29 protein-coding genes and 1 pseudogene are annotated in these 24,595 nt (G+C 34.4%); 6 read left to right on the top strand and 24 right to left on the bottom strand.

Annotated features, from left to right (window positions below; genetic code table 11):
* Nucleotides 1-50 precede the first annotated feature (50 nt).
* Entirely contained in the window at nucleotides 51-485 is a 435-nt protein-coding gene (locus JJJ02_RS04065; RefSeq protein ID WP_133424202.1) for a DinB family protein, read from the top strand.
* 31 nt (nucleotides 486-516) lie between these two features.
* Here the strand turns inward: JJJ02_RS04065 and JJJ02_RS04070 are convergent, their stop codons facing one another.
* The 6 genes from JJJ02_RS04070 to JJJ02_RS04095 all read right to left on the bottom strand — a co-directional run bounded on the left by JJJ02_RS04070 (nucleotide 517) and on the right by JJJ02_RS04095 (nucleotide 5,875).
* Nucleotides 517-1,632 carry an FAD-dependent monooxygenase gene (locus JJJ02_RS04070; RefSeq protein ID WP_239243310.1) on the bottom strand — a complete coding sequence of 372 codons (1,116 nt, stop codon included), beginning with the start codon at nucleotides 1,630-1,632 and terminating at the stop codon, nucleotides 517-519.
* Nucleotides 1,633-1,647: 15 nt separating this feature from the next.
* A complete protein-coding gene (locus tag JJJ02_RS04075; RefSeq protein WP_240837531.1) occupies nucleotides 1,648-2,262 on the bottom strand; it encodes a cyclase family protein in 615 nt (204 codons plus the stop codon).
* 84 nt (nucleotides 2,263-2,346) lie between these two features.
* The gene (gene yidC / locus JJJ02_RS04080) at nucleotides 2,347-3,078 is read right to left on the bottom strand and encodes a membrane protein insertase YidC (protein WP_240837533.1); all 732 of its coding nucleotides are present in this window, start codon (nucleotides 3,076-3,078) and stop codon (nucleotides 2,347-2,349) included.
* 30 nt (nucleotides 3,079-3,108) lie between these two features.
* The gene (locus tag JJJ02_RS04085; protein WP_240837535.1) at nucleotides 3,109-3,381 is read right to left on the bottom strand and encodes a hypothetical protein; all 273 of its coding nucleotides are present in this window, start codon (nucleotides 3,379-3,381) and stop codon (nucleotides 3,109-3,111) included.
* 66 nt (nucleotides 3,382-3,447) lie between these two features.
* Nucleotides 3,448-5,523 carry a heavy metal translocating P-type ATPase gene (locus JJJ02_RS04090; RefSeq protein ID WP_304653856.1) on the bottom strand — a complete coding sequence of 692 codons (2,076 nt, stop codon included), beginning with the start codon at nucleotides 5,521-5,523 and terminating at the stop codon, nucleotides 3,448-3,450.
* Nucleotides 5,516-5,875, bottom strand: coding sequence for an ArsR/SmtB family transcription factor (locus JJJ02_RS04095; RefSeq protein ID WP_111715724.1), 360 nt, complete (start codon nucleotides 5,873-5,875; stop codon nucleotides 5,516-5,518). The genes JJJ02_RS04090 and JJJ02_RS04095 overlap by 8 nt, the downstream gene beginning before the upstream one ends.
* 209 nt (nucleotides 5,876-6,084) lie before the next feature.
* On the opposite strand from JJJ02_RS04095, the gene JJJ02_RS04100 reads away from it, so the two are divergent.
* Complete coding sequence (locus tag JJJ02_RS04100) at nucleotides 6,085-6,318, top strand: hypothetical protein (protein ID WP_239243313.1); 234 nt, start codon at nucleotides 6,085-6,087, stop codon at nucleotides 6,316-6,318.
* A 50-nt stretch (nucleotides 6,319-6,368) separates the two neighbouring features.
* Here the strand turns inward: JJJ02_RS04100 and JJJ02_RS04105 are convergent, their stop codons facing one another.
* Nucleotides 6,369-7,013: a metallophosphoesterase gene (locus tag JJJ02_RS04105; RefSeq protein WP_239243314.1), complete on the bottom strand. Its 645-nt coding sequence runs from the start codon at nucleotides 7,011-7,013 to the stop codon at nucleotides 6,369-6,371.
* Nucleotides 7,014-7,180: 167 nt separating this feature from the next.
* On the opposite strand from JJJ02_RS04105, the gene JJJ02_RS04110 reads away from it, so the two are divergent.
* On the top strand, nucleotides 7,181-8,542 hold the full coding sequence (locus tag JJJ02_RS04110; protein WP_240837540.1) for a TrkH family potassium uptake protein: 1,362 nt from the start codon (nucleotides 7,181-7,183) through the stop codon (nucleotides 8,540-8,542).
* Nucleotides 8,543-8,775: 233 nt separating this feature from the next.
* Nucleotides 8,776-9,342, top strand: a complete 567-nt coding sequence (locus JJJ02_RS13415; RefSeq protein ID WP_396614716.1) for a BCCT family transporter — start codon at nucleotides 8,776-8,778, stop codon at nucleotides 9,340-9,342.
* 159 nt (nucleotides 9,343-9,501) lie between these two features.
* Here JJJ02_RS13415 and JJJ02_RS04120 read toward each other — a convergent pair whose 3' ends face one another.
* From JJJ02_RS04120 to JJJ02_RS04145, 6 genes are all read right to left on the bottom strand, one after another.
* Nucleotides 9,502-10,731: a DUF2254 domain-containing protein gene (locus JJJ02_RS04120; protein WP_240837542.1), complete on the bottom strand. Its 1,230-nt coding sequence runs from the start codon at nucleotides 10,729-10,731 to the stop codon at nucleotides 9,502-9,504.
* Nucleotides 10,732-10,778: 47 nt separating this feature from the next.
* A complete protein-coding gene (locus tag JJJ02_RS04125) occupies nucleotides 10,779-10,967 on the bottom strand; it encodes a hypothetical protein (RefSeq protein ID WP_240837544.1) in 189 nt (62 codons plus the stop codon).
* Entirely contained in the window at nucleotides 10,951-11,259 is a 309-nt protein-coding gene (locus JJJ02_RS04130) for a hypothetical protein (RefSeq protein WP_240837545.1), read from the bottom strand. The genes JJJ02_RS04125 and JJJ02_RS04130 overlap by 17 nt, the downstream gene beginning before the upstream one ends.
* Nucleotides 11,260-11,563: 304 nt before the next feature.
* A complete protein-coding gene (locus JJJ02_RS04135; protein WP_240837547.1) occupies nucleotides 11,564-12,964 on the bottom strand; it encodes a dihydrolipoyl dehydrogenase family protein in 1,401 nt (466 codons plus the stop codon).
* A gap of 189 nt (nucleotides 12,965-13,153) precedes the next feature.
* Nucleotides 13,154-13,369, bottom strand: a complete 216-nt coding sequence (locus JJJ02_RS04140) for a helix-turn-helix domain-containing protein (protein WP_240837549.1) — start codon at nucleotides 13,367-13,369, stop codon at nucleotides 13,154-13,156.
* 11 nt (nucleotides 13,370-13,380) lie between these two features.
* Entirely contained in the window at nucleotides 13,381-14,019 is a 639-nt protein-coding gene (locus JJJ02_RS04145; protein ID WP_240837551.1) for a DUF2975 domain-containing protein, read from the bottom strand.
* A 311-nt stretch (nucleotides 14,020-14,330) separates the two neighbouring features.
* Between JJJ02_RS04145 and JJJ02_RS04150 the strand changes: the two are divergent.
* Nucleotides 14,331-15,215 (top strand): annotated as a pseudogene (locus tag JJJ02_RS04150) (SLC13 family permease); the annotation flags it as partial.
* A gap of 160 nt (nucleotides 15,216-15,375) precedes the next feature.
* Nucleotides 15,376-16,704 (top strand): TrkH family potassium uptake protein, encoded by a 1,329-nt coding sequence (locus tag JJJ02_RS04155; protein WP_240837553.1) that lies wholly within the window; start codon nucleotides 15,376-15,378, stop codon nucleotides 16,702-16,704.
* A gap of 35 nt (nucleotides 16,705-16,739) precedes the next feature.
* Here the strand turns inward: JJJ02_RS04155 and JJJ02_RS04160 are convergent, their stop codons facing one another.
* The 11 genes from JJJ02_RS04160 to JJJ02_RS04210 form a co-directional block, all read right to left on the bottom strand.
* Nucleotides 16,740-17,255 carry a DUF805 domain-containing protein gene (locus JJJ02_RS04160; RefSeq protein WP_240837555.1) on the bottom strand — a complete coding sequence of 172 codons (516 nt, stop codon included), beginning with the start codon at nucleotides 17,253-17,255 and terminating at the stop codon, nucleotides 16,740-16,742.
* The gene (locus JJJ02_RS04165; protein ID WP_240837557.1) at nucleotides 17,245-18,207 is read right to left on the bottom strand and encodes a hypothetical protein; all 963 of its coding nucleotides are present in this window, start codon (nucleotides 18,205-18,207) and stop codon (nucleotides 17,245-17,247) included. Before JJJ02_RS04165 ends, JJJ02_RS04160 begins: the two co-directional genes overlap by 11 nt.
* A gap of 183 nt (nucleotides 18,208-18,390) precedes the next feature.
* Entirely contained in the window at nucleotides 18,391-18,816 is a 426-nt protein-coding gene (locus JJJ02_RS04170) for a DUF4825 domain-containing protein (RefSeq protein WP_240837559.1), read from the bottom strand.
* Nucleotides 18,813-19,247 carry a hypothetical protein gene (locus JJJ02_RS04175; RefSeq protein WP_240837561.1) on the bottom strand — a complete coding sequence of 145 codons (435 nt, stop codon included), beginning with the start codon at nucleotides 19,245-19,247 and terminating at the stop codon, nucleotides 18,813-18,815. The genes JJJ02_RS04170 and JJJ02_RS04175 overlap by 4 nt, the downstream gene beginning before the upstream one ends.
* Entirely contained in the window at nucleotides 19,237-19,617 is a 381-nt protein-coding gene (locus JJJ02_RS04180) for a hypothetical protein (protein ID WP_240837563.1), read from the bottom strand. The genes JJJ02_RS04175 and JJJ02_RS04180 overlap by 11 nt, the downstream gene beginning before the upstream one ends.
* An 11-nt stretch (nucleotides 19,618-19,628) precedes the next feature.
* Nucleotides 19,629-20,024, bottom strand: coding sequence for a hypothetical protein (locus JJJ02_RS04185; RefSeq protein WP_240837565.1), 396 nt, complete (start codon nucleotides 20,022-20,024; stop codon nucleotides 19,629-19,631).
* A 542-nt stretch (nucleotides 20,025-20,566) separates the two neighbouring features.
* The gene (locus JJJ02_RS04190) at nucleotides 20,567-21,229 is read right to left on the bottom strand and encodes a hypothetical protein (protein WP_240837567.1); all 663 of its coding nucleotides are present in this window, start codon (nucleotides 21,227-21,229) and stop codon (nucleotides 20,567-20,569) included.
* Between the two features lie 38 nt (nucleotides 21,230-21,267).
* Nucleotides 21,268-21,918: a hypothetical protein gene (locus JJJ02_RS04195; RefSeq protein ID WP_240837569.1), complete on the bottom strand. Its 651-nt coding sequence runs from the start codon at nucleotides 21,916-21,918 to the stop codon at nucleotides 21,268-21,270.
* Nucleotides 21,919-22,041: 123 nt separating this feature from the next.
* Entirely contained in the window at nucleotides 22,042-23,187 is a 1,146-nt protein-coding gene (locus tag JJJ02_RS04200) for a DUF5780 domain-containing protein (RefSeq protein ID WP_240837571.1), read from the bottom strand.
* Nucleotides 23,188-23,554: 367 nt separating this feature from the next.
* Entirely contained in the window at nucleotides 23,555-24,286 is a 732-nt protein-coding gene (locus JJJ02_RS04205) for a DUF3169 family protein (RefSeq protein WP_240837573.1), read from the bottom strand.
* Entirely contained in the window at nucleotides 24,283-24,486 is a 204-nt protein-coding gene (locus JJJ02_RS04210; RefSeq protein ID WP_240837575.1) for a helix-turn-helix transcriptional regulator, read from the bottom strand. Before JJJ02_RS04210 ends, JJJ02_RS04205 begins: the two co-directional genes overlap by 4 nt.
* Nucleotides 24,487-24,595 lie beyond the last annotated feature (109 nt).

Here is a 24,595-nt window from a genome sequence, read left to right on the forward strand (position 1 = left end):
AATATATGCTTAAAGGGTATAAGTAACTATCAAACTGTGAGGTGAACCGAATGAATAACAATAATAATCAAATTTATACAGAAGTAAAATCTTCAAGAGATGAATTACTCAGCCAAATCCAAAAATTAAGCGCGTCACAATTTAACTATAATTTCGGATCAAAGTTTAAAAGTATCAAATATAATTTACTCCAAATCGCTTATGCATATCATGAAGGCTTAGATCAACACAAAGACCAGATTGGTGATTATGAGCTATTTAAAGAAAAAGGTCATACATTAAATTTCTTTGATGTAGCAAATTATTTCGATAACATTGATTATGCAATCGAACAAAATCCAGTACATCCTAACGATGTGATGCCACTTATCTTCAATGAATATGAGTTACGTGGTAAAATTCGTTTCTTAATGACTTTCTTTGAAGTGCTTGATAACAATCTTGATCAGGAAATTCAAAATTTAAAAGTAACTAGACTTAAATAAAAAAGCTCATGATGAGCTTTTTTATTTTGTATTAATTGATATGACGATGACTTAAGAAGAAAGTTTGTTTTTCTAAAAATGATAATGGTACTAATTTTAACGCTTTGTTTCTTGCTTTAATAAGTGTTTTATTTTCAAGTTGTGCTGATTTACCGATTTGACGTGATCTTAAAATCACCTTTTTCGTGTGATTTACACTTAATTTATCATATGCTTTTAATGCTTCATCAATCGGATACTTTTTGAGTTGGTTCGCTAGACACACTGCATCTTCCATAGCGAGTGATGCGCCTTGTCCCATGTTAGGTGTTGTTGCATGTGCTGCATCCCCTAACAATACGACGCGGCCATTATAAAATGTCTTCAATGGATTGATATCATAAATATCATGTTGAATAGGGTCTCCGACAGTCTTTTCAAGCGTTTCTAACACAGCATCAGGAAATGCTTTAAAGTATTGCAACAGTTTCTTCTTATTATAATTTCTAAATTCTGTATCTCTTTCTTCGGCATTCATACAGCAGAACCAGTACACCTGATTATCTTTCAGTGGTACGATACCAAACCTACCTGTTTCTCCCCAGTACTCAAGCGCAACTTTATGATCAACAGCTACATCTTTACTCGTTCCTCTAAAACACGTGTAACCTTGATAGATTGCTTCACTATCTTTAAACATCTGTCGTCTAATGTTAGAATGTACGCCATCAGCTGCGACAATTAAATCATACTGATATTTGGCACCATCTTGTAATATTAAAGTTGGATGATTAAAGTCTTTAATACGTACAACATCTTTTATTAAATGGATATCGGCGTCATTATGCTCCAATAAAATAGCATGGAGTTGCTCACGCTGAATCGTTATATTTTCTTCTTCTGATAATGATAATATCAGTGTATTTAATAACTCATCTTTATCTGTTCTAAACTGGCATTCAATTAACGGGTTTCCCGCTGCACGGATATCTTTGTCTATTCCATACTGTTTCAAAGCACGTATAGCATTACCGCCAACACCTAAACCGACACCGAGCTGTTTCAATACATGGCGCTTTTCTAATATGTCTACCTCATGCCCGGCAGACTTTAGAGCAATCGCAGCTGTTAAACCGCCAATACCTGCTCCGATAATACCTATGCGCATGTAACTCACCTCATCTTATAATTTCTTTTTTACAACTGCACGAATTGGACTGGCATCAGCTTCTATCTTTAGTGGCAACCCAATAAAATCATAATACCCTACTCTCACTTTATTTAATTCTAAATTTTCTATAATCAATATTTGATTTTCTAAACATGCTTTGTGTGCATCGAGGGTTTCATTATCTACTGTATCTATACTAGGCATATCCGTGCCAATCACTTCAACACCAAGGTGTCCCAGATAATGTATGGCAGCACTTTCAAAGGTCATGAAGTCTCCCAAAAATACACTTTGATCTTTACTGTATACTGATTTAAACAATACGATTGGCTTATCAATCACAAGGTCCTCTAATAATTTCTGAGTAACAATTTCCTCATCGATTAACTCGATCACCTGCGCTTCACCGATTAAGCGATTAATATCAATCTCATCAATCGTTACGCCTTCATGGTCATAGTGAAAAGGTGCATCTAAATGTGTACCAGTATGTAAGCTCATTTTAATACTGCCTACGTTGGCACCAGTTTGACCTTCTAACTGACTATCCATCTGATACACAAAAGGCTGATCCCCTGGCCATGTTGCTATACCCTGCTTTAATGTCTGAGAAATATCAATCCACATAAAAACCCCTCACCTTCAACTGTCTGTTTTACTTACATTATAACGTAGGCACGGCCTTTTTACAGTTTTATGGTGAGGGATGCATTATTTAATATCACTAAATAGTTTATTAGAAATAAATTGCTGGAAGATTAACACAATTGCGCCAACCGACCAGTAAAGCGGTAACGCTGCTGGCGAGTGGAAACTGATGAATATAATCATCAATGGACTCATTATCGCCATCGGCCACATCTGTTTGCGGCTTTCTTCAGGCATGTATTGTATAGAAATCCATGACTGGAGAAAATATAGTCCACCTGCAATGAGCATCATCAACAGATCAGGCGTACCAAGGTTAAACCAGAGAAAGCTTTGTGCTGCAATTGATTTACTGTGTATGATCGCAAAGTATAAACCCGTCAATATCGGCATCTGAACGATAATTGGTAAGCAACCCATGTTCATTGGGTTAATATTATGTTCACCGTATATTTTCATAAGTTCCTGCGATAATACGCTCTTTTCTTCCGGGTCTTTTGCTAGTTTCATCTTATCTTGTATCTCTTTTATTTTTGGACCGGCAACTTTCATATTTGCCTGCATCTTCTTTTGTTGTTTAACTGTGCTGAGCATCATCGGCATCATCATAAAGCGTACACATAACGTTACTAGTACGATCCCCATACCGTAACTGCCAGCAAAGAAACCAGCAAAGAAAGTAATTAAATCCGTAAATGGTTGGACGATGCCGTTATGAAACAAACCGTCATCTTGTGCCCCGCAACCACTTAATGTCAATGTTAATACGATAAGTACACTAAAAAATCTTTTCAAATATTTCTCCTCCTATATATTAATGTTTGATTAACATATAGGAACGGCCTCTACTTCATCGCTCATCTTAGATAAACACTTAATACGCCATCTCAGTACAGGTGAGAAAATAATAATTGTTTGTTCCAAAACATTCCCAGCACATTCAGTTAAAGACCATTTCTGACCCACTTGTAACTGAAGCTTTAAATGTAATAATACGAATAAGAAGGCGGCAATGTATGGTACCAAATACAACAAACGAAATGTAATATATTTGAGCAATAATGCTTCACTCAATAAACTGAGTAACAGTTCCAACATAGCCACCTCCTTCTATTAGTAAACTTATTATAATGATTAGTGCCGTTGTAAGCAAATGATAATCAGCTATTCTTTATGTCTTAGTAATCTTAAACTGTTTAAAGTAACGAGTAATGTTGCACCCATATCAGCAAATATCGCTATCCATAACGTTAACCAGCCTGGAATAACGAGTAATATCGCGATTAATTTAAGTCCTAACGCAAATCCGATATTCTGTTTGATAATATTTAATGTACGTTTGCTGAGGCGAATCACTTTCGGTAAATCGCTTAAATCATCTTTCATAAATGTAATATCAGCTGTCTCTATCGCAGTATCAGTTGCTGCACCACCCATAGAAAAACCTACGTCTGCCTGAGCGAGTGCCGGTGCATCATTGACACCATCTCCAACCATTGCAATGTGACTTCCCTGTTGTTGATAGTCTTTAATTAATTTCAACTTATCTTCAGGTAACAATTCTGAGTGCACGCGTGTGATAGATAAAGTATTTCCAATTGCATCGGCTACCGCTTTATTATCACCTGTGAGCATCAGTGTCTCTATTCGTTCTTTGTTCAACATGCGCACGACATCTATTGATTCATCGCGAAGTGTATCCTGAATAAAGAAGACAGCGATTATACGCTCTTGTGTACCGAACAATACTTTTGTTGCGCCACTTCTATTAGTTTCAGCAAGTTTCTGTGCATCAGTCTCATTTACATTAAAGAATTTCGGTTGTCCGATACGATATTTTTTATCTTTATAACTACCTTGTACCCCTTTAGCAGTAACAACTTCATAATCTGTTAACTCGACTGTTTCACAATTTGTCAAACTGTTCACGATTGCTTTACTTAATGGATGTCCGGCATCTTTTTCAAGGGTATAGATAACATTTTTTTCGTCTTGCGTTAGTACTGTGAAATCAACACGTTCTATAACAACAGGCTCTCCTTTAGTTAATGTGCCTGTCTTATCAAAAGCAATCGTATCGATATGACCTGCGTTCTCTAAATGAATACCACCTTTTATTAAAATACCACGACGTGCAGCACTACCAATTGCGGTAACGATCGCAACCGGTGTTGAAACAACAAGCGCACAAGGACAACCCACAACGAGTACTGATAAACCTTGGTAAAGATAATGTTTGAAGTCGCCACCAAATAATGGTGGGATTACGATTACAAGCAATGCTATGAGCATAATGAGCGGTGTATAGTATTTCGCAAACTTATCTACAAATTTCTGTGTCGGTGCTTTCTCACTTTGCGCTTCTTCCACAAGATGAATCATCTTCGCAAGCTTAGTTTCATGGCTGCGTTTAGTAACTCGCACTTCTAACTGTCCAGATTCATTCAGTGTTCCTGAATAAACTTCTTCATCTTTCCCTTTGGATACAGGAATACTTTCTCCTGTAATACTCGCCTGATTGACATTGCTCTGACCATTTATTACAACACCATCAATCGGTACTTTCTTACCAGGCAGTATGCGCACGACGTCACCAATGCTTAAATCTTCTACAGCAACTTCTGCATATTCATTACCAATTCGCTTTAATGCCACTTCAGGTGTGAGATCAATCAGACTCTGAATGCTGTCACGCGATTTCTCCATCGCGTATCCTTCAAGCGCTTCACTTATTGCAAATAACAGGACGACCATGGCACCTTCCTGTACTTCACCTATTAACATTGCACCAATAATTGCAACGGTCATTAAGACGTTCATATCAAAGTTTAATTTAAACAGTTGTTTTAAACCTTCAATAAATAATGAATAACCACCGATTGCAATCGCTGCGATAAAGATCACTTTCGTATACAGACTATCTTCACCAACATTATAACTTGTGATTAAACCCGCAAGAAACAGAATCAAAGCGATGGCAAACGGTAAATGCGCTTTATTCTTGTAAAACGGAACTTTCTTTGTGCGCTTTACATTTGCCGGACGTACTTTAATATGATCAAATTTCCCCGCTGCTTCTAACTGTTCGACAGTGACGTCACCTGTAACATTCAATTTCGCCGCCCCGAAATTTAAATCCACTGTATCTACGCCTGGAATCGCTTCAATATTTTTCACAAATTTAGCCGCACAATTTGTACAGCTTAAACCTTCCAGACGATATGTTTCTTCTTTACTCATCAGATTCACCCCCATGCGCTAAAGCTGTACGAATCAGTGTCTTAATATGATCATCCTTCAAACGATAGAATGCATTTTTTCCTTCTTTTCTAAAATCAAGCACTTTCGCCTGATTTAAATATCTGAGATGGTGACTCGTCGTAGCGACACTCGCATCGATTATATTGGCCAGATCACATACACACAATTCATCTTCGAGTAATAAACTAAAGCAAATCTTCAAGCGTTTCTCATCTGCTAAGGCTTTATAAATAACAAGCACTGGATTTAAATCAACTAAATCCTGTTGTGATTTCACACGCTTTACCTTCTCAACATCAAACAAATATAAATCACAAGTATCTTGAGCCATACATAACCCCTCTTCCAAACTTTATTTCATTCATTCAAACATTCATTTGAATATAGTATAACGCACAATATTCATTCAAACAATCATTTGAATATAGTATAACGCACAATATTCATTCAAACAATCATTTGAATGAAATGTTTATAAAATTTTACTAAGGGAATATCAATTAATGAATAAATAATAATTAAAAGGAGCTTTTAATTTAAATGGATGCAGAAAGCAATTATTTAAACATTGAAATTCAATTAGACAACGGTGAAACAGTAAACCATCAGGAGTTCTTTACTACCGATGAGAAGATCGCATTTAATAACTTCATTAAGAAACTTGATTTAAATGAGACAGGCTTTTTACCGATTAACGATGAATCGACAACATGTTCAATCAATATCGATAAAATCGTAAAAATTACACCAAAAGACGTTAAAAATATGGGCTAACCATTATAAATACTAAAAGAGAGCGGATAAAATATCCGCTCTCTTTCCTTTTAATAATCACTCTTTAATATTTTCTCAATATACGTTCTAACCAATTTACCATTCTTATTAATGACGACTGCAGCAAGCGCATCATGATTCCCCGCTCCTGCATCAATATTTAACGTATTGTATTGTTTTAAATATATCGGTTTCCCAATTTCAGTTGGTGTATGTCCAATAACCTGAAGCTTCTTCATCTTTTTTAGCTTACCGCGAAAACGTAACACACTCCACATACTCTCTGTATGAAACTTTCTAAACCCTAAAAAGTTAACGCCCGCATGAGACACGTATAGCACACCATTCTCGTAAAACAACGGTAAATCCCGCATCCAACGTGCATCACCTATATATTTATCACGTAAGTCATAATCTTCTATCGTATTCCTATAGTTCTCTTTCATGTCTGACTTTGAAGTACCTTTAAAAATATACTGCGCCATTTGATACTCATGGTTGCCCTGAATACAAATCGTATTCGGATAATCCTGCTGAAGTTTGCGTACACAACGTACAACTTCTTTCGAATGTTTACCTTTATTGATATAATCTCCAACAAAGATAAGTTGCTCTTCTTTTGGATTCCAGTGCTTTAGTATCTTCTTCAATGTATTATAACAACCATGTATATCTCCAACTAAAAAATAGTTCATTATTAACATCCTTAACGTTTGAATTTATCTTAGTTGATTATATAAGAGTTTCAAAGAATACTAAAGTTAAGATTGTGTTAAAAAATATCCCTTTAAAATTAATTAATAAATGTCTTTTTAAAATACTAAAATTTGAATTGTATTTTCTGTAACTAACATGTACGCTATTGTTACTTAATCATTCAAAAATAGAGGATGTCAAATGGAAAAAAAATAAATTAAGTACAAGAAATCCATATTTAGTTATTATCAGTGCATTTTTAGTCTTCCTTACGATCGGTACTTTATTACTTTATATGCCATTCTCTCAGAAACAGCCAACATCATTTGTTGACTGTCTGTTTTTTGCAACGAGCGCATTCACTGTTACAGGACTCGCAACAATTGATATTACACAAAACTTTAACACTTTCGGCCATATTATCATTATGATTCTCGTACAGTCCGGTGGTCTCGGGATTATTACGTTAGCGATGATCGTGTTTATCATGCTCGGACGTAAAGTGGGACTTAAAAGTCGCTCACTCGCAACAGAGGCATTGAATCAGCAGAACTTAGGCGGCATACTCAGACTCGTATTGAAGCTATTAATGATCAGTTTAATTTTTGAAAGTATCGTAGCAATACTGCTTGCCCTTGAATGGGTGCCTTTACTTGGGTGGAAGCGCGGACTATTTAACAGTTTCTTCACCGCAGTCAGTGCATTTAATAACGCAGGATTCGCACTTCATAGTGACAATCTTGTACAATTTAAAACGAATCCGGTCATCAACTTTATCATTACAACATTAATCATCATTGGTGGATTAGGATTTACAGTCATCCTTGATATATATCAGAAAAAGAAATTTACGCATTTAAGACTTCATACAAAAATTATGATATTCGGTACGGTGATCGTGAATACAATTGCGACACTGACAATTTACTTACTTGAGATGAACAATATGAAAACAATTGGTGGGCACAGTACATTTGATCAGTTTCAAATGTCTTACTTCCAGGCAATTACTACACGAACAGCAGGCTTTAATACGGTTGATATCGGAGCGATGAATACATCGACGATTCTACTTATGATGCTATTCATGTTTATCGGTGGTGGATCGACTTCTACAGCAGGTGGGATAAAGTTAACGACCGCTGTTGTAATATTCTTCGGTACGATAAGCTTTATAAAGCAACGCGAACAAATTAGTTTATTTAAGAAGGCAATAGATACGAAATATTTATTTAAGAGCTTTGCAATCGTTGTGTTAAGTTCAACGTTTATCTTCTTAATCACATTAGCGCTTGTAATCGCAGAGCCGGACTTACCATTTCTTGCAGTGATGTTTGAAGTCATTTCAGCATTCGGTACGGTAGGCCTAACGATGGGTATTACAGCAAAATTATCTGTCGTCGGAAAACTATTAATCATATTGATGATGATGATTGGTAAGATTGGGGTATTAACGATTGTGCTTACGTTCTCAAAACCACAGAAAGCACTGTATGCTTACCCGAAAGAGGACGTGTTAACAGGTTAATCAAATTAGAAAGTGTCACGCTCGTGAGTTTGAGTGTGACATTTTTAATCGTTTTGTCACAACCGGGGACTTGAGTGTGACACTTTTAATCGTTTTGTCACGACCGAGGACGTGAGTGTGACATTTTTAATCGTTTTGTCACGACCGGGGACTTGAGTGTGACAAAAAGGAAGTACTCATTCGAGTCTGTTAACAAAAAACACATTTATTAATTATCTCGTTGAACTCGCAAGTTGCTGGGCGATATTCATCGTAATTACAGGATTGTTCATGACGATTTACCAAAATATTTAAAGTCTGATTTCGCCGTGCATAACGATGTATTCAGATATCCGAAAGCCGTTGCAGCCCCTCCTGTTTCTAATAACGAAATCCCTTGGGCGACACGCAATGAGCATAATGAATCAAAGCAATCATCAAACTCAAGATTACCGATTACAAAAATTTACGACATCGCTCTGGAAGACGGATTAAAAAAACCATTCAGCATTTCAGTTCCGATGGATGATAAAGGCACATACGTATTATCAAAAGCAGCTGGGACTGGGGTTACAGGGTTAGACAACAGTCCATTTAAAGAAAAGACAGTTATCAGCACCGAAAGCACAACAATATGGACCATATACATGGGTCTTTGCAGTAATGCAGGCCGTGTTAAAATTATACGGGGTCTATTGCTATCGTCTATTGCCTTCGTACTACTACTTTCTAGTGGTGGACAAGGTTTAGGTGCATTACAATCTGCTGCAATTATATCAGCATTTCCATTCAGCTTAATTATTATATTAATGTTAATATAATTCTACAAAGATGCCGATTTAGAACGTAAGCATCTCGGATTAACAATTACACCTGATAAAGAAAAAATGGAATCTTATACAAAACAATCTAAAAATGATGAAAATTATGAATTAAAACGTGAACCTGTAGAAGATATTTATTAAAAACAGTCCCCGTAACTAATCTGTTACGGGGATATTATTATATACATGTTCTCTTTTAAATCGCTTTATCGTTTCTTCATCGATTGCCGAATTGTTACCGATACTATTTATTACATATTCAACTTTGGCCATCAGTTTATGGTCTGTTTTCCCATAATGAATAATTTGCAAGAATGCTAACTCTAGCATCGCTTCCTTACTAATTCTTTTATAAAATAAACGACCGACACCGTCTTCACCTTCAATTAGCGCATAGTTAGCATCAACTCGATAATAATCGATAACGATGATACTTAATTTATGGATACATTCAATGGCTGTATTCGGATCATTTATTCCAGGAGACAATGCACGCACTGCTATATCTACAATCTTTTCTATCGAATATTTGAAATCATATAACTCACGTTGCTGATTTGAAAATACAAAATAGCTATCTACCTCTATTTTAACATCGTCTAACTTATCCTCTTCACAAAAAATTGTCAAAACAACTGTATTATCAAAAATAAAATCACTTATCGATACATTAATCTTTATTACTAAGTCATGCTCTTGCGCATACTTCAATAAAGCTTCTCTATTGATAAACTGTATATATCCAGTGTTTCCGCTTTTAATTGATTGAACAAAATAATCTTCCGGAACGACAGGTTCACTTGCAGCACCTTTGAAATGTTCATCATCAAATTTAACTCTTTCTTCTTGAATAAGTTTATGTGTACGTTCTGCAATACTTTCAATTAAATTCTCGACTTGTATACTTTTTCCTACAAACTGAATGAAATAACCAAAAAATGCGATACAAACACATGCTAAGATTACCGCAACTGTTCCAGTAATAACATTCGAATCAGGTTCAATATTTCTCATTAATAATAACGAAACAATACTATATAAAAATCCACTGATGAATATACCTAAAATGTGCATCGTCTTACGATTATTCAGAAAGTTCCTCAATATACGTGGTGAGAATTGAGATGAGTAAGTGGTTAATACAACCATGATCGTTGAAAATGTGATTGTTGTCATCGTAAGTAATGATCCTGAGATTGTTGCAAGTACATTTTTGGCGAGTTCTGGTTTAGTCGTAAAGATAATTGTATAACGTTCATTTAAAAATTGTTTCAAGTGATTATCGATGTAGTTCGTAACGAGTGCCAGAAACAATGCTGTTATACAATACAGCGTAGGTAATAACCAAGTGTGTTCGTGAAATTTGAGCTTAATTTTATGAATCATTAAAAGTCTCCTATAATATGTTCTCTAATTATATAATATAGAATAAATTACTTGGATTGACTATCTAATTGTTGGATTTTCTTTAAATCATCATCAGAAACCTTAAACGTAACCTCCCCAGTTTCAAGATTCACTTCTGCCAGTACTTCGGCTGTTTGAGGAAACAACCCTCTCGTTAGTTTTAACTTTAGTGGAATCGAGGCATTATTGGTCATCGTCTTAAATATCTTTTTCATAAAAATACCCTCTCCTAACAATGATTTTTCTGATTAGTACTATTGGCGCAATGATAAAGGCACCCACCTGTACTAAAGAACGAATAAGTTTTACCTTGAGTGCAAATGCACTGGCATCAAAAGCGATAAAAGGATAGCTGAAGAACGCAACGATAAAGTAGAGTGTTAAGATTATCAACGGAAATCGCCATACATCGACAGAATAGAGTGTATCCATAACATAAAAGTATAGCGCTAAGAAGACAATGCTTAAAATAATAGCAAGAATATGATATACAATATTCTCTTTCAATACTAATCATTCCTTTCTCATTTATTTTAACAGATGTATAATTATAGTAAAATATAGGAAAAGGAGAGATACTATGAAAAAATCTCAAAAATCATTTATCATGCTTGTCATCATTCTGGCTATCGTGAATATCATCTTAATTCTTATAGACTATGAGATACGTGGTATAATCAGCTGGGCTTCTATGGTAATCATTCTACTTGTAGCTCTCACCTTAAATATGCGAAGATTTATGCGCAATGAACCTGACTAAGATAAAGTGGCCCTTAAAGAACCTCACTCAAAATTGAGTGAGGTTCACTTCTTATAGATCGATATCCACGCCCATCATATGCATGCCAAGAAGCTGGATAACACCACTTGATGCACTTGGAAATGCAAATATCATCTCATTTACTTCCCGACCACTCATTTTCTTACTAATAATCAGTGTTAGAATATTGATTAAATCATCTGCTGCACTGCCATAGATTACAGCACCTTTCAATCTATTACGTCCATCAAGCACGACTTTCATTTCAGCATCACGTTCATGCTTATACTGAAATTCCAGCTGTTCCCCAAATTTAATCGTCTTCACTTTATATCCCGACTTCTTACTCGCCTCTTCTATGGTCATACCAACGTGTGCAATTCGAGGAAGTGAATACACGACATTTGGAATCGCTGGATATTTAATCGGTAATAACTTTAAAGCCTTTAGCGGGAATTTCTTCTTGTCTGCATCGCTTCCTAAAATATTTAATGCAATATAGTTCGATTCGAATGTTGCCGTCGGTGTTAATTTCGGTATTTTCTTACTTACCACATCTCCACTGGCATAGATGTTTGGCACAGATGTCTGCATGAACTTGTTGACTTTAATACCTTGCTTATCGTAATCCACACCCACTTGCTCTAATCCGATACCTTCGACATTCGGTACACGCCCTGTTGCATCTACAACGTAATCTGTATATAGTTCAAAGCCTTTGTCGTCAGTGAACTTCAAACCATCCTCTGTCTGTTCAAGCTTATTGACATCAATATTCAGGTGGAATGTCACACCTTCATCTTCCAACTTCTTGACCAGTTTCTGTACATATGGCTGATGATATTGCTTCAGCACAGTATCAGAATGACCAATCACTGACACTTCACTGCCCATCTTGGCAGCAATTGAAGCGAACTCTATGCTGATATAACCACCGCCCAGGAAGGTGATGCGTTCAGGGAACGTATCCAGCTCCATAAAGTCGGTACTGTTGTGCATGAGTTCCTTACCATCAATATCTAGTAAATGACTACGCTGTCCCGTTGCAAGCACAATGAACTTCCCGTGATATTCTGTTCCATCAACGCTCACCGTGTGCGCATCTTTCAGCAGCCCTTCACCTTTGATAATATCAATGCCCTGATCTTTGAAGATTTGTTCCAATCCTTCATGCATAGGATTAATCGTCTCGCGTTTATAATCCATTAACTTCGACCATTTCACTTGAGGGAGCGTATCCACAATATCACCATAATGCTTAAGGGACTCAATCGCTTCAAATGGCCCTTCTAATAAGATTTTAGGATTACACCCATAATTCGTACACGTTCCAGCAATCTTATCTTTCTCAATTATCGCTACGCGCTTCTTCATCTGGTTCAAGATAAGTGCGCCGTGCCATGCTGCATGACCACTTCCGATATAAATCACATCATAATGTTTATTGTTCATATATTCCCCACCTCAACTTTATATTTTTCTTCTTTATCATACTAATATAATAACACTTACGATTAAGTTACAACAAAGGTTATAATTTATTATTTCGCAATAACACTACGCACCATCTCATTTTTATCAAATACTAATCCAACAAAAAGACTACACCACAAGATCGCTTATGATATAGTCTTTTATAATTTATTTACTTGAATCATCTTCCACATACTCAAACAAGTCTCCCGGCTGACAGTCCAGCGCCTTACATATCGCTTCCAGCGTAGAGAAACGCACGGCTTTCACCTTTCCCGTCTTTAAGTTTGATAAATTTGCAACACTAACGTCAACCATTTCGGAAAGCTCATTTAACTTAACTTTCCGATCAGCCATTACTCTATCTAACCTAACTATTATCATAACTTCACATCCTAAACAGTTGCATCATATTCATTCTGTAAATACGCACCATATCGGAAAGCTCTACCGATGAACCAGATTGTTATAGCAATTAAAATTATATTCCAATCTAATGATATTAAATTATAACTCACTTTTCTTATAACATCAGCTTCCGATAAATAATGAGATAAATTTAATGATTTGTCAATAAACATACTTAACATCGAAACCATCAACTTGTACGTATGTCCTGCAAATAAAAATAAAATAGCAATTGTTTCAATAAACTTTCCGTTGTTATTACTAAAGACTTCATTCTTACTGAACTTATGAATTAATTTTCTTGCATACCACATTATTAATAAGAATAAAACTGCATTCAATGTTCCGATGATTAGAACACTGATAAGCAGCCCTTTATTAACCGCCAAATGCTCACTAATAAAACTTTTCGTAAATTCATAATTTAAACCACCTATACTCATCATTACTTTCGAATGATCGGCCTGGAGAAACTTATTCAAAGTCCCTTCAGAAACAGAAGTAATAAAAATTGTTAATCCGACTAAAGCAAGCGTTCCAATCCCTGACAATACAACACCAATAAGGTATATAATATCCATTACCTTAAGCAAACCTTTAAAACGACTCACACTATTCTCATTCATCTGTGACACCTCTTCCTTGTATTATGTTCAATTACATAATAACATCTATTTTTATCAATTACAATAATTATTTATCGATAAACGATAAATAATTGTCTTTAAGGAATAAAAATATTACCTCTTATCTTATTAAACAAATAAGCGAAGTACTGATTACTTCATCAGTACTTCGCTTATTATTACTAAGTTATTTTTAAATAATTCATTTATTGATTACTCACACTTGGATTAATATACAGAACAAATTAGTTCTTTCGACATTGTAAATTATTTATTCAACGTTCTATACTTACTATATTCCACTTCATTTCATTCTACTAGCGGGTCAGATGAAAGAATTATTTGGATTTGAAATTGGATTTGGCCAATGGATGCTTGTTGGTGTACCGAGTGTAATTATTTTACTCTTAATTACATGGTTGTACTTACATAATTTTGCCTTTAAATCAGATATGACAGAGTTACCTGGAGGTAAAGAAGTAATAGAACGTGAATTAAATAAATTAGGTAAGACGACAAGAGAAGAAAAGATAATACTTGTTATATTTATACTAGCTGCAACACTTTGGATTGTTCGTGGATTCTTCTTTTCAAATATTCCTGCACTTAAACTGATTCAGGATGGCACAATCGCCATGTTCATTTCAATTCTACTGTTTATGATACCGACGAAACGTAAATCTGGTCGTTTACTTGATTGGTCCGTCGCAAAAGAAATCCCTTGGGGTGTACTCTTACTATTCGGTGGTGGCTTAGCATTAGCAAATGCCATTACGACAAGTAAACTAGATGCATGGTTAAGTGATCAGCTAATATTATTAAAAGGCATGCCAGTGTTATTGATTATTGCAGTAACTGCATTATTCGTATTATTCTTAACAGAAATTACATCAAATACTGCCACTGCAACGATGATTCTACCTATTCTAGCTGCACTTGCATTAGCAATTAATGTTCATCCATTAGCACTGATGATACCAGCAGCAATGGGTGCGAACTGTGCATTCATGTTACCAGTAGGTACGCCACCAAATGCAATTGTCTTTGGTACTGGCAAAATTAGTATTAGAGAAATGGCCACAACAGGATTCTGGCTCAACATAATCGCATGTGTGATTATCGTAATCGCTGTATATCTGATTGTACCTTATGTATTTGGTATAGATATATCACCTTTCCCAGCAGCATTGAAATAATACTACTATCCAGTTGCTTAGCAGCTGGATGTTTTATTTATAAAATTAATACAAAGCATATTTCAAATATTAATAGTTATCATTCAAATTTCAATTGTATTTCCTGTAAATATCATGTACGCTATTCTTACTTAAATCATTCATTAAAAGAGGATGTCACATGGATAAAAAAAATAAAAAAAGTGGGCGAAATCCTTATCTCGTTATCATTAGTGCTTTTTTAGCATTTCTAACTGTTGGAACAATACTACTATACATGCCATTCTCACAGAAACAACCGACATCATTTGTAGATTGCTTGTTTATTGCGACAAGCGCATTTACAGTAACTGGATTAGCAACAATTGATATTACAGCAAACTTTAATGTTATCGGCTATACCATTATCATGATACTTGTACAAGCTGGTGGTCTAGGGATTATTACTTTAGCCATTATCGTCTTTATGATGCTTGGGAGAAAGGTTGGCTTTAAAAGAAGAAGTTTAGCTACAGAAGCGTTGAATCAGCAAAATACCGGAGGAATCTTACGACTTGTACTCATACTTTTCTTCATCAGTTTAATATTTGAAAGTATAGGTGCTTTGTTGCTGTGCCTGGAATGGATTCCTCAATTAGGATTCAAAAGAGGACTGTTCCATAGTATCTTTACTGCAGTAAGCGCCTTTAATAACGCCGGATTTGCGTTGCATAGTGACAATCTCGTACAATACCGTACAAATCCAATCATTAATTTCATTATTACAAGTTTAATCATACTCGGCGGAATAGGATTTACGGTTATCCTTGACTTATATAAGACGAAAAACTTTAAGAAACTAAGAGTCCATACGAAAGTAATGCTTTTAGGGACATTTATCATCAACTTCTGTGCAACACTAATCATCTTTGTATTAGAATACGGAAATAAAGAAACGCTTGCAGGACATTCGACATTTGACCAGCTACAGATGGCTTATTTCCAGGCAATTACGACAAGAACAGCAGGATTTAATACTATAGACATCGGCGCAATGACTACGCCGACCATTCTTATTATGATGCTGCTGATGTTTATCGGGGGAGGTTCTACTTCCACTGCAGGTGGAATAAAGCTGACAACAACTGTTGTAATCCTATTTGGTACGTATAGTTTCATTAAACAAAGAGAACATTTAACACTCTTTAAACGCACCATTGACCCGAGATTTCTATTTAAAAGCCTGGCAGTCGCAGTACTCAGTTCCGGCTTCTGCTTTACCATCGTCTTCTGTCTCGTATTAGCAGAACCAGATTTACCGTTCTTACCACTTATGTTTGAAGTCATATCAGCATTCGGTACAGTTGGTCTGACGATGGGAATAACGGGTAAGCTTTCTGTCATAGGTAAACTCCTCATTATATTAATGATGATGATCGGTAAAGTTGGTGTACTGACAATCGTCCTTACATTCTCTAGACCAAATAAACAACTTTATAGCTATCCAAAAGAAGATATCTTAACAGGATAAAAAAATTCGTAGCCATTAAAGGGCTACGAATTTTTTTAATATATAGTTTGTTTCGGATCGTCTCCGTATTTGTTTGGACCATGATTTCCACGGATGAAGTTGCAAATAAATAAGAATAACCAAGGCAGTGATAAAAGAAGTGTCAACATCAGCATCGGTGCCAACCCACCCTTATCGGTGAAATCAATCGGTAAAATAGGATAAACGTGTGTGAAAATGAAGCTAAGAACTACATCAACCGTCATAATCACAATCGCGATTTTACCGTTAATATTAATATCCTGCAAGCGACGACTAGCCTGAGCCATTGCAGGAATCGTATTAATATATGGGAATAATGTCGTTACGAAAAATCGGTAATGTTCACTTAAATTCGCTTTATAGCTAGAAATTACATCGATAATCATAATTAACAATCCAATCACCAATTCAATGATGATTGTCGCTAATAAATTTAACCAGTATTCTCTACGTCGTGCACGTCCAGAAAATTGAAAACCTTTCGTCCAATAAGCAATGACCGCATCTTTCATCGACATATTATTTTGCATGACTTTCACCTCTTACCTTTACAGCGATATGCATATCTCCATCTTTTAACTGGTTCGCTATTTTCTCAAACTTATCACTCGATTGCTGGAATCTCAACGTATAATTTACATTATCCACTTGCTCTTCTGCTTTAATATCCGCAATACCATCCGTTTCATAAGTAAAACGTTCATACTTACCAGCAGTATATTTGTTGTCTTTCAAACTTACAGGGATAATTGTATATTCTTTAAAGATATCAATCTGATTTCTATAAACATAGAAGTTCATTTGTTTAGTTTGCATCACACCGATCAGTTTTCCGAAATCATCTTTTTTCACGGCATTCACCGCTTCTTTTTCAGTTGCATATGACTTCATCGCGTTTTGCATACCTATTTTACGCTTATCATTATCAAACCAAATACCATCTCTACCAACTGTGATGACACCTTCCTTCGGTGTTAAAGCTATGCTTAGACCATGTTTGCCGTCGTCATCCATCATCTGTTTATCATCATCAGAAACGTCGCCAAACTTCCCAACTTTAAAATCAAATGTCCCTGCCTTACTATTTACTTTCCAGGACTTCTGTTCGAATTTTTTATTGACTTCTATTAATTCTAGTTTGTTATCAGGATATGTTAATTCTGTTTCATTGGCATTTTTAATTTCAATCAATCCTGTATATAGATAGTCAGACTTTCTATAGAAACTTTCAAACATCTGCAGAATATAATAATGATTATTCGGCAATTTATAAATGCGAGAAGATCTGGATGCGACATCCATACCTGCTTCCGTTAAATTGTTTTCCATATCACTAATAGTATCACCATAACTTCCTAAAACACCCACATCACCGTACAGTTTAGTCTCATCAAACTTATTACCTAACACATAATTTTTCGTATCCAGTATAGCACCTAAGGCAAGTATCGCGATCAATATACCCAACAATATCTTTTTCATCATCCATCTCCTATAGGTATTTGTTATTTTTACCATTAATTCATATTAGTACTAAATTTCATAAAAAGTCAATACATGCTAATAATCCTCTCAACTTTTATTTTAATTAAATTTGATAAATACATTTCTAAAAAAATGCAACAAACTTAAAAAAAGATGAGCACAAAATGCACTCATCTATTATTATTTCTCTAAAAATGACTTTAATTTCTGTTTATCTTTACTTAAATCTTTAACATCCATATTAAACTTTTTATTTATTTCATCAATGGTGTATTCATAATCTTTACCCTCCGCATTAATATGCATACGCTTTAGGTTACCCACTAATCCCATCGTTACTGCTGCTAGTTTCTCAAGCTGGGCAGGTTCCATATCTTTAACGTTCTCATAGTTCACTTTCAAACCATACGGCTTTTTATCAGATTCAATCTCTATCTTGTAATCACCAATATCTTTAGCACCAGCTTCACTTAATATGTTAATCACCTTGCTATTATCCCCGACATATTCCGTTTTGTGCTTCCAAAGAATATCTACATTATCAACTTTCTGCTGACCACAAGCGGATAATAAGAGAATTGTAATTGCAATTAATAATTTTTTCAAGGGAGTACCTCCTCTTTTGATTGCTTTTGTTTAATCTCCTTAATTTCTTGTTTATCAGCTGATGCTTTGAGAAATGAACCAATAATCGTTCCTAAAATAGTAAATGACATTCCATTTAATCCGGGAGAATGAATATCGTTCGCATTATAATATAGATGTAGTAATAAGCAACATATCGTGACAAAACCAATCATCATATATTCATATTTTCTTTGAGACACTCTTTTTTCAAGACCAGCTAGTCGGTTCGTATTTAATAGCTGTCTCAATCTTGTTTCTCTCGGGATAGCTAATAGTGTTCCAACCATTATTAAACAAATAAAAGCTACTAAAAACGGCTCTTTATACAGGTCAGAATTGGAAAAGCCCCAAATTAATATTCCGATTAGAATAACATAAAACAGATAATTCACCCAAAGTTTACTCGACATATGGCTCCTCCTTTGTTTTTAATAGTTTTTTCAATGAAGTAACTGACAGTATTCCTGTAACTAAAACCATAGCACTCTCAAAAAATAACAAGAACCATGATGCATCATATATAATCATTGCTGTAAATAAAGCAACAGCGTATATAAATAAGAATAATTTAAATAAAAACATTCCAATTTCTTTGTTACGTGGCAGTCTACCATTTAAATCCGGCCATAAAGCAAGTGCCAACATCGGTACAGACAAACTATAAAAACCACTTAATGTATCAGCAGGATTGTCGCTACTTAAGTCTGAATAGATATTAACAATCGTTGAAATGATAAATACAGAAATAAATAAAAATAGTAATACAACTCGAATATTCATAATGACCTCCACTATTTAATTTGATCAATATCTTCAAAATCATAATCTTTATATAGTTGATCGCGATCGGTCACTTTGTTTTTAGAATTTGCAAACCACGGGATGAGGATGATACCTAGCACAGAAATCGTACTTGGGCTTTCCATGATAATATTTGCGTAATAAGAATACGCGTAGATTAATGGTATGCCAATAAATCCTGCTATCAAGTATATTGCTGGTGACTTCTTTAGAAATCTGAACCGCTTAATCTCTGTAGATAAAGTCGACAAATATATTGACAGAAAGATTAATACAATGAAGTTGAAATTTTTAAACTGTTCAATCCCTTCTAATCGTTCGATTTCTTTTAAAGGAAGATCTGTATAAACAGGATCGCTAAATATATTTTCAAAAATGTAAACCATAAATATGATTAGAAAAAAGAACGACCATATTGCAGAAACTGAAATTAACCTCTTATATAAATGGAATGGCAGTTCACCTTTAAAATTGAATATATTCTTAAAGAAATAGCGTATTGATTTTTTATATCTTTTCAAGTCCATAATGCACCTCAAATACCATATTAATACTATTGTATTACAATTACTGTAAGATGGAAAGTTACACTTCGAGTTGGTGATAATAATGGAAAAAGCCAATCAATGAATTGATTAGCTTTATGAATGAATATTATTATATGTTTTATTTTTATACATTGTCTCTTATTTCTAAATGTTTTTAACTCTAAAAGTAAGATAATTCACACCTTTGAATGAAATTAGTTTCACTTCAAATTTAAACTTTATGATATATCTAACGAAATTTCACTTGAACTTAAAACTTTTAATATATTTTTACTAGTTTTAAAATTATTATAAAGTCATCTTTTCCGGATAGTCCGAGTATCCGGAAATGTTGAGTCCTTATTTATACAAAATAAAAAAGTAGTGTTTCATACACTACTTTAACTTAACCACCATTGGTCATTATGATATGTACTTAAATATCCAACTTTTTCACATAATATTTTCCCGGAAAGACTTTTTACAATTAACTTATCATAATAATGATAGCCATTGGTATATCCATTATTTTCATCGTCATAGCCTTCTTCAATCCATTGATTGATATACACTTTACCCTCATCAATTGTTACTACACTTTCACTCGGCTCTAACGTAAGTCTTATTTGTTCAGGATAATAACAACGAAAGTCATTTTCCTGGCTCACAATCTTTAAATCATCATCCATAATCATAATGTTACCCAGGTCAACTTCATCCATATTTAATGATTTATATATACGTGCACTTCCTCCCGGAAAGCATTCAACAGCATTGATTTTCCTTGTTTCAAAGTCACATTGTATAAAATAATATAATGTATTGATGTATACAGGATAACCGTATACTACATTCTTTTTTAATTCAAAAGGTAAGTAAACACGACCTGTTTTATAATCATAGAATGAAATTGTATTCCCTTTATAATATCCATTAACCTTTATAACTTCCTCCACTTCATAAAACTCAATTGCATCACTATGATTATATCCGAAACGACTTTGACCATGTAAATCAAGCACTTGACTGCCATCAACTATTTCAAATCTGTTAATAAGAACCATCTGTTGTCACCCTTTATTTAAATTATTTTAATCGTGATTTAGCTCAACCACCACGAACCATCTTTATGTTGCTGTAACATGCCTATCTCTTCACTCAATAGTTTTCCAGCAAAATCTTTAATCAATAATTTGTTATACCAATTATAATGCATTTGACCATCTTCTAAGATTTCTTCCTCAATCCATTGATTGATATACACTTTATTCTCATCAATCATAACAACTGTATCATCAACATCGATGTCAATTTCAAACTGTTCAGGATAATAGCTGATAAACTTATCTCCATGATGGACTATATTAACCGAGGCCCCTATTAACATTAATTTATTTAACTGAATATCTGTCATGCTTAGGTTTGTAATAACTTTCTTAACTTTTTCAGGATAGAAACTTATTAGACGTACAACTTTTTCGTTAAAATCTGCCTGTAAAAAGTAAAATAAACCATCATGAAAAATCACGTCACCATAAGTTACATTTTGAATCAGCTGAAAAGGTTCATACACCTCACCCGTTTCTAAATTATAGAATCGAATTGTCATCCCTTTGGAGTAACCTTCTCGATCTATGATTTCTTTTATATCAGAGAAATCTCCATCACCTCTGTGGCCAAAACCAAATTGTTGTTGCCCGTTTATGGTCGTCACATAATGCCCACAAACTATACTGAATTTATGTATTTTCATATATACTCCTTTTTTCTACTATTTGTAATTATTCTATAGTAATCCAACAATAATTTCCATTTTATATAATCTTCATTGCATATAAAAAGCCATTCCGAATAATTTCCGAAATGGCTTATAAATTTAATATTCTTCCTCTATATACTCTTCATCGCCTACGTCTTCTGAATAATCATATTCTTCATAATAATAGTCTTCGTCAGAGACATCTGATTCATCATAAGTTTCTTCCGTTTCCTCTTCATAGTAACTATCTTCGTAACTGTCATCAATATCTTCTTCATAATATTCTTCTGGCTCTTCTTCTAACGATTCATCCTCTACATATGAATCGTCATAAATGTCATCACTATTTTCATAATCATATGAATCATCATAATCAGTGAAGTCATTTTCTGTGTAATGATTAATATTTTCTTCTGACAAATCATAATACTGATTGATATCAATATTATTTTGTGATTCATAATATTCCAGATATGAAAGTAATCCCATCAACTGAAGATATGCGATATATTCTTCAAGTGCTTCACTTGATATTTTACTTTTCTCTTTTATCTTTTGACTAATCTCATTGTATTTCTCAGGATCTATATTTTTTGTTTGATTATTTTCTGTTTTAGAGACTTTATCTTTAAAGAAGATATACTTTTCTGCATCCTTTATATCTTTCAAACGTTTGCCTTCATACATTTTCAAGAAATCTTTATACAAAGGATTTGTCCATTTCTTACCTTCAAAGTCAACATAACTCACAACAAATGGTTTAAAGCTATGCACTCCAATTGTACTATCAATACGGTAGCCTTTATCTTCTCCAAATGTGCCATACCCTTTAATGTTTGCCGCATCTGCTGTTACGCCTCTGAAATAACTCTTTCCAAAATCGATATCACCTTTAATTTTTATCGGTAACCCATTTTTATCCCACGCTACAAAACCATATTGGACGTCTTTTATATCTTTATCTGTGTTATTTTTAATCGTCGCCTGTAAATTATCAGGATACAACGATTTAAATTCATCGTGCAGGACAACATACTTTGCATCTACAGCATATAGATCTTGTTTCTTAATAACCCGTTCAAGGCGCGCTACAGTATATTTTTCTTTCTTTTGTACTTGTTCTTCATCTGATTTTGCCGCTACTGATGCTTTTTCACTGTTGATTAAATCTTTCTCCCCTTTTACATATGGTAATGAGAGTAAAAAGGAAATTCCAAGTAAAATAACAGTGATAAATGTTGCAAATATCCCCTTAACCTTCATGAGATGCCTCCTCTTAGATGTTTTTAATTTAAATACATGTCTAACAAATATTATATAATCGTTTTTCTTAAATTAAAATATTAATTTATAGAAATCTTTTCCGGATAGTCCAAGTATCCGGAAATGTTGCCACCTATTTCACCATTTTTATCTCCATTTTTCCCGGATAGTCCAAGTATCCGGAAAAGTCTACTCTAAATATCTAAACATCATCACAAAATAATCCAGTACACGCTCGTGTACTGGATTTTTTAATTTGTTTGTACGAATCATCATGGAATCGTGACAGTTTGGTTGGTTTTGTCATGACATGAGCTCAACTTGTGACACTATCTACATTAACTTTCCGGTTGCATACTCGTTTATCCTAACGGTTAAACTCTTCATTCTTCTTATAGTACACAACTGTTGAATAGATGAGTACTGCAGCAATTGAGAACATTGCTAAATACTGATTTTCACCTGTAAGTGTTTGATATATCCCGAGCAACATGAGTATTACTGAAAGCATAAGAATCATTATCTCATATGTCTTTGAAAGTGAACGTAACATCACTAAGCGTTCGCCTTCATCAATGCCATCAATCACTTTCTCCATCAAATTTGTATCTCCGAATTTAATCGATACGTCACTGTTTGTTAATGTTGGATATGCCGCTAACACTTTAGCCGTCTGTTTACTGATGAATGTATAAAATATCGCACAAACAATAAAGTATGTAGCGAATATGATGATATGTGACGTTACAGGTTCAATTAATATCGTCATACTTAAACAAAGCGATAATAACAATACATGATAAGCATTCACTGCATTTGCTGATGCTTTGTTATGTTGTGTCACTTGGTATATAAATCGATCATCTTCAGATAAATTGATATCACGGTTCATTGCTTTAAATTGCTGCAATGACTTAAAGTATAAGTATAAAGCAATCACAAATAATATCGGCACGATATACCAAAGGATTCTTATATTAAATGTTGTCTGAAGTGATTCTACCGCATCGTAGAGTGCAGGAATACTATACCCTAATATAGAACCGAAAGTCACTCCGATAATAATCTTAAAAAATCCACTATCCTTTTTCTTACTCATAACTCATCCTCCTCAAATATAAATACATTTTCTACTGGTTCATTGAATATTCTTGCGATGCGTACTGCAGTTAAGATGGATGGCATAAAGTCATCGCGTTCGATAAGTGAAATCGTTTGTCTTGAAACATGCGCAAGTTTGGCAAACTGGGTTTGGTTGTATCCATCTCTTGCACGTAGCTCTTTCAACCTATTTTTCAATATGCACAGCTCCTTTCAATTATTTATAGTTATATTGTAATTTATTATAGTCATTTTGACAAGCATATTAGTCAAAATGACTATAATAAATCCCACATGACATTGTCAT

It is taken from the genome of Macrococcus sp. PK, assembly GCF_022501545.1.
Classification (GTDB): domain Bacteria; phylum Bacillota; class Bacilli; order Staphylococcales; family Staphylococcaceae; genus Macrococcoides; species Macrococcoides epidermidis.

Coding starts and splice junctions, on each gene's coding strand:
- JJJ02_RS04065 (WP_133424202.1), top strand. CDS start 51: ATGAATAACAATAATAATCAAATTTATACAGAAGTAAAATCTTCAAGA.
- JJJ02_RS04070 (WP_239243310.1), bottom strand. CDS start 1,632: ATGCGCATAGGTATTATCGGAGCAGGTATTGGCGGTTTAACAGCTGCG.
- JJJ02_RS04075 (WP_240837531.1), bottom strand. CDS start 2,262: ATGTGGATTGATATTTCTCAGACATTAAAGCAGGGTATAGCAACATGG.
- JJJ02_RS04085 (WP_240837535.1), bottom strand. CDS start 3,381: ATGTTGGAACTGTTACTCAGTTTATTGAGTGAAGCATTATTGCTCAAA.
- JJJ02_RS04090 (WP_304653856.1), bottom strand. CDS start 5,523: ATGAGTAAAGAAGAAACATATCGTCTGGAAGGTTTAAGCTGTACAAAT.
- JJJ02_RS04095 (WP_111715724.1), bottom strand. CDS start 5,875: ATGGCTCAAGATACTTGTGATTTATATTTGTTTGATGTTGAGAAGGTA.
- JJJ02_RS04100 (WP_239243313.1), top strand. CDS start 6,085: ATGGATGCAGAAAGCAATTATTTAAACATTGAAATTCAATTAGACAAC.
- JJJ02_RS04105 (WP_239243314.1), bottom strand. CDS start 7,013: ATGAACTATTTTTTAGTTGGAGATATACATGGTTGTTATAATACATTG.
- JJJ02_RS04120 (WP_240837542.1), bottom strand. CDS start 10,731: ATGATTCATAAAATTAAGCTCAAATTTCACGAACACACTTGGTTATTA.
- JJJ02_RS04125 (WP_240837544.1), bottom strand. CDS start 10,967: ATGAAAAAGATATTTAAGACGATGACCAATAATGCCTCGATTCCACTA.
- JJJ02_RS04135 (WP_240837547.1), bottom strand. CDS start 12,964: ATGAACAATAAACATTATGATGTGATTTATATCGGAAGTGGTCATGCA.
- JJJ02_RS04140 (WP_240837549.1), bottom strand. CDS start 13,369: ATGATAATAGTTAGGTTAGATAGAGTAATGGCTGATCGGAAAGTTAAG.
- JJJ02_RS04145 (WP_240837551.1), bottom strand. CDS start 14,019: ATGAATGAGAATAGTGTGAGTCGTTTTAAAGGTTTGCTTAAGGTAATG.
- JJJ02_RS04155 (WP_240837553.1), top strand. CDS start 15,376: ATGGATAAAAAAAATAAAAAAAGTGGGCGAAATCCTTATCTCGTTATC.
- JJJ02_RS04160 (WP_240837555.1), bottom strand. CDS start 17,255: ATGCAAAATAATATGTCGATGAAAGATGCGGTCATTGCTTATTGGACG.
- JJJ02_RS04165 (WP_240837557.1), bottom strand. CDS start 18,207: ATGAAAAAGATATTGTTGGGTATATTGATCGCGATACTTGCCTTAGGT.
- JJJ02_RS04175 (WP_240837561.1), bottom strand. CDS start 19,247: ATGTCGAGTAAACTTTGGGTGAATTATCTGTTTTATGTTATTCTAATC.
- JJJ02_RS04180 (WP_240837563.1), bottom strand. CDS start 19,617: ATGAATATTCGAGTTGTATTACTATTTTTATTTATTTCTGTATTTATC.
- JJJ02_RS04185 (WP_240837565.1), bottom strand. CDS start 20,024: ATGGTTTACATTTTTGAAAATATATTTAGCGATCCTGTTTATACAGAT.
- JJJ02_RS04190 (WP_240837567.1), bottom strand. CDS start 21,229: ATGGTTCTTATTAACAGATTTGAAATAGTTGATGGCAGTCAAGTGCTT.
- JJJ02_RS04195 (WP_240837569.1), bottom strand. CDS start 21,918: ATGAAAATACATAAATTCAGTATAGTTTGTGGGCATTATGTGACGACC.
- JJJ02_RS04200 (WP_240837571.1), bottom strand. CDS start 23,187: ATGAAGGTTAAGGGGATATTTGCAACATTTATCACTGTTATTTTACTT.
- JJJ02_RS04205 (WP_240837573.1), bottom strand. CDS start 24,286: ATGAGTAAGAAAAAGGATAGTGGATTTTTTAAGATTATTATCGGAGTG.